This window comes from Candidatus Termitispirillum reticulitermitis (assembly GCF_054655775.1).
In genome coordinates this window covers 1-4,339 of record NZ_BAAIHG010000081.1, presented here as the reverse complement: position 1 = coordinate 4,339, position 4,339 = coordinate 1, and the positions used below count along the sequence as shown (strand labels likewise).

Genomic DNA, 4,339 nt, shown 5'->3' with positions numbered 1-4,339 from the left:
GTTAAGTCGTAGTAGTGTCTGAAATGGGCAATTTAACAGGCGTTTCCAATATGGCACCCGTCAAAGCACAGATTAAACTGATAAAAGATATGCTCCCGAACGTTAAAAAAATCGGGTTCGTCTATTGCCCCGGTGAGGTCAACAGCGTAACACTAATGCGCCGCACACAGGAGGCTAGCAAAGAGCTAGGGCTTGAGCTGATAACGGCAGTTATTGCCAACACAGCTGACGTAAAGCAGGCTACAAGCTCTATAATCTCAAAGGTTGATGCTATTTACGTCACCAATGACAACACCGTGGTGTCAGCACTGCCCAGTTTGACGAACATAGCGATAAAGCATAAAGTGCCTGTTATCAGCGCAGACCCGTCCTCTGCTAAGAAAGGCAATGTGACGGTAGCCTACGGCGTGGATAACTACAAGATAGGGTTAGCCACAGGTAAAATGGTAGCGGAAGTTCTGCGTGGCAAGAAAACAAGCGCAATGCCTATAAAGGTAATGGACCAGCCCGATGAGATGGAGGGCTACATAAATGAAAAACAGCTAACCGATTATAAGCTGAAAGTGCCAAACTACGTAAGGGAAGTGCTGAAAGTAGCGAAATAAAGGGTAATTAGGGGACAGAAACGGAGGGGGGCAAGCCAATCTGCCTCCCCTCTTTTCTCACTAAATTTTTATTTAGAACTTTATCGTTTTAGGTGCTCCACCGAATGAATATATGGTAGCTTATGATATAAGAAAAGTTGTGTGTTGTCAACTAAAAAAAACTCTTGACTTACCTGCAATCTCTGTTATAGTGCTGTCTATGTCCAACCAAGTGTTACTTTCTGTGGTCTTGTCAATTTCTATTTTGCCCTAACGGGCAAAATACATATATCTCTGCGGCTATGCCGTTTAACATGCAATCAACTTTATTTACAAGTGTGTATCTATTAAGATACAGGTAGGTTTTGATTATTTATAAGGATAAAAACATGCAACAAGAAACAAGCAACAAAAACAAGGCAACTGGTGTGCGTTGGGGAGTATTAGCGTTAATATTCGTCTCATCGCTATTTGCTTACCTTGATAGAATCAATTTTAGTGTCTGTGCGCAACAACTTATGGAGCTTTTTAACATAACCAAGCTACAATTTGGGTATATAGGCTCATGTTTCTTTGCCGCATACGCACTCATGCAAATACCGGGCGGAATGTTATCAGATAAGTTTGGCATCCGCTCCGTTGGAGCATTTTCTCTCATATTCTTCTCTGTCGCCACGTTCTTAACACCGTTTGCGTGGAGCTTTGTAGCCCTTATTGCACTGCGTATGTTTGTCGGGGCTGGAGAAGGTCCGCTATATCCGAATGTAGGGGCAACCTTTTCTAAATGGTTTAACTCTACGGAGAAAGGAATTACATCCGCTATGTTGCTTGTAGGAACGTTCTTAGGACCTGCTATTGGCGCAGTAATCACCGTCTTTGTATCAACCAACTTCGGCTGGCGTTGGTCGTTCTACAGCTACGGAATACTTGGTGTTCTGATAGGCTTAGCTTGGTTTTTTTATGTGCGCAACAGACCAAATGAGCATCCAACCATTAACGATGCCGAAATTGAATATATAACCGGCAAGTCAAGGGCAGCACTTGAAGCAACAAAACCAGCACCCATAAAGACTCCTTGGAAAAATATGCTTTCTGTTCCTCGTTTCTGGGCATTCGGGTTATGCTACTTCGCTACAAACTACACAATGTATCTGTTTCTCACGTGGATTCCAGTTTATCTGAGCGAGGCTCGTGGCGGTAGTTTTAAGCTATCAGGGCTATATGCCTCTCTGCCATGGCTATGTATGTGTGTTAGCGTTTTCCTTGCGGGCAAATGGAGCGATGCTAGCGTCCGTAAAGGCGAACCTAAGTCTAAGGCGCGCACTAGGCTAGGTTTTATAGGTATGATGGGCTGTGCTTTCGGTCTATATGCCGCAACTAAGGCTGTATCTATTGAGATGACCGTTGCTATGCTCTGCGTATGTATGACGTTCTTAGGATTAAATTATATAGGTATCTGGTCGTCTTCACAGGACTTAGGCTCAAAATACGCTGCCGCAACCACCTCATGGATGAACTCTTGGGGGCAGATAGGCGGGATTATAGCCCCTACTCTAACGGCAATTATGCAGCTATCGTTTGGTTGGGACGGGGCGTTTGCGTTCAGTGCCTGCATCCCTGTGCTAGGTTTTATCACTTGGTTCTTTATAAACCCTGACAAACCAATTATACAGGAACAAGAAGCGATATAATACGCTTAACTTAGTGCGTTTCTAAAACTGTGCTCTCCCCTTGCGCTTAATTCGCAAGGGGAGCATCTATAGCTAATGCATTCAGCACCGCTGCAGACATCGGCGAACCGCCCCTGTTGCCTAGACAGGTAATATAATTTAAGCTCGTGTTCACTAATTCATCTTTTGATTCGCGCGCCATAACAAAACCTACGGGAATACCTATCACTAGTGCGGGCGATATTTTATCTTGCCTATACAGTTCTAGCAATGCCAATAATGCAGTGGGGGCATTGCCTATTATATATATAGCGTCAGGATAACGCTTTGCGGCGTAAAATAATGCTCTGCGCGCTCTAGTCTCCCCCATTGTCTTTGCCTCATTGACAACTTCAGGTTCATTTATAAAACAATAAACATCGCTGTCGGCTTTTACCCTCGCTGATAGTCCGCTGACAACCATCTGCACATCACATACTACAGGCGCACCAGCTTTCAGAGCATCTATACCCACCCGATAAGCATTACTTGATAGCCGAACGCTATTAGCAATACCAATATCTCCACAGGCATGAATCATCCTTTTAACAACATTCAGTTCATTGCACCTATAATGCCCCACCTCTACAAACGGGACAAAATCAACTAACCCATCTATCAGCCTAAAACTTTCTATTTCTATCTCATGTGGTTTCATACTTTTTTACCTTTCTTCTCCTTCAATAACATTTGTGCCGCAAAAACCAATAAAAGGGATGCGACAAACATCAACGCACTTAGAGCGTTTAGGTCTGGCTTTACGCCCAGCCTCACCATAGAATATATTGTCAGGGGCAACATTTGGAATGACGGTCCCGCCACAAAAAAGCTGCCGATTGCATCATCAAGCGAAATAGTGAACGACAGTAGCCAGCCCGCCCCTACAGCAGGTAACAACATCGGCAGGATAATATGAAGAAACGTCTGCCACTCGTCCGCACCCAAGTCGCGCGCTGCCTCAACAATATACTTATCAAAGCCTACAAGACGCGTATAAAGAGTAACAAATGCAAACGGAATACTAAATGTAATGTGCGTAACCAATAGCGTCCAAAAACCCTGCGGCAAATTGAGTGCAAGGAACAAAACTAATAACGATATACCCATGACAACGTCAGGCGACATCATAACGATATACAATAGAACATTTAGAAAATTTTTACCGGCAAACTTAAAGCGCAAGAAACCGCGATATGCTGACAACTCTTTGTTGTCGCTTGAAACCTCAATGATGTTATTTATCATTCAGCCATTTGTTGTCAAATCCTTTGTCTGTCACATCGCCCAGCGGGGACACGTAAATCTTACGTGCTTTATACTTACATAGTGAGGCGGCACTGGAACTCCAGCTTTTAGTGTCGCCCTCTTCCTTTGTTATTCCATCAGGGCGCAAGAAAATAGTTCCTTCAGAACTCATTTTCTTCACTCTAAATATAACCTCAACCTTATCGGCATTCGTTTTCTCCGCTTTAGCTTTAACGAAGTCCGCTATACCTTTCGGCAGTTTATCATCCTTAGCGCAAAACTCCGCCTTGACCATATCGTTTATCTTTAACGTCATCACCCGCCTTGCAGTCGGGTATTTCTTCCGCCATAGCGGTATGCCTTTATTGAGCTGTGCCATATAGTTGGATATTATCTCTGCTTTCCATTTGCCAGCGTCTTTCTTATACACCTTGTCATTTGGGTGTATTTGGTAAATATCAGCGCAAAAGTTGCCACCACCTACAAACCATTTATACGCCTTTCTTGCTCTCTCACGTAGAGCGTCAAGCAGTGTCGCCTCTTGTTCCTTATCAACTGTAGAAGCGGCGCATGATTTAGGCGCAAACAAGTTGCAGGCTATTATGCGTGTGGTCGTTCCGCTGTCCACCCCCGGGCTTATTGCAGGCAGTATGCTGGTGTTCCTCCCCGCATTGGGCTTATTTTATATACCTGATATATTAGGTGGCTCAAAGGTCTTGCTAGTTGGGAATCTCGTGAAGAATCAGTTTTTAGATGCCCGCAACTGGCCCTTTGGTTCGGCTGTCAGCATTATGTTGACAC

The 4,339-nt window shown here is 44.2% G+C and carries 5 protein-coding genes and 1 pseudogene; 3 read left to right on the top strand and 3 right to left on the bottom strand.

The window, feature by feature from the left end:
* Positions 1 to 23: 23 nt before the first annotated feature.
* Both AC1MDJ_RS06880 and AC1MDJ_RS06875 read left to right on the top strand, forming a co-directional pair.
* Entirely contained in the window at positions 24 to 605 is a 582-nt protein-coding gene (locus AC1MDJ_RS06880) for an ABC transporter substrate-binding protein (protein WP_479690190.1), read from the top strand.
* 344 nt (positions 606 to 949) lie between these two features.
* Positions 950 to 2,275, top strand: a complete 1,326-nt coding sequence (locus AC1MDJ_RS06875; protein WP_479690189.1) for an MFS transporter — start codon at positions 950 to 952, stop codon at positions 2,273 to 2,275.
* Between the two features lie 46 nt (positions 2,276 to 2,321).
* Here AC1MDJ_RS06875 and AC1MDJ_RS06870 read toward each other — a convergent pair whose 3' ends face one another.
* From AC1MDJ_RS06870 to AC1MDJ_RS06860, 3 genes are read right to left on the bottom strand one after another with little or no spacing between them, the layout of a single operon-like run.
* The gene (locus AC1MDJ_RS06870; protein ID WP_479690188.1) at positions 2,322 to 2,951 is read right to left on the bottom strand and encodes a precorrin-8X methylmutase; all 630 of its coding nucleotides are present in this window, start codon (positions 2,949 to 2,951) and stop codon (positions 2,322 to 2,324) included.
* Complete coding sequence (locus AC1MDJ_RS06865; protein WP_479690187.1) at positions 2,948 to 3,538, bottom strand: ABC transporter permease subunit; 591 nt, start codon at positions 3,536 to 3,538, stop codon at positions 2,948 to 2,950. Before AC1MDJ_RS06865 ends, AC1MDJ_RS06870 begins: the two co-directional genes overlap by 4 nt.
* Positions 3,528 to 4,166: a hypothetical protein gene (locus AC1MDJ_RS06860; RefSeq protein ID WP_479690191.1), complete on the bottom strand. Its 639-nt coding sequence runs from the start codon at positions 4,164 to 4,166 to the stop codon at positions 3,528 to 3,530. Before AC1MDJ_RS06860 ends, AC1MDJ_RS06865 begins: the two co-directional genes overlap by 11 nt.
* Here AC1MDJ_RS06860 and AC1MDJ_RS06855 point away from each other — a divergent pair.
* Positions 4,096 to 4,339: pseudogene (locus tag AC1MDJ_RS06855) on the top strand (ABC transporter permease subunit); the annotation flags it as partial. The gene AC1MDJ_RS06860 and the pseudogene AC1MDJ_RS06855 overlap by 71 nt on opposite strands.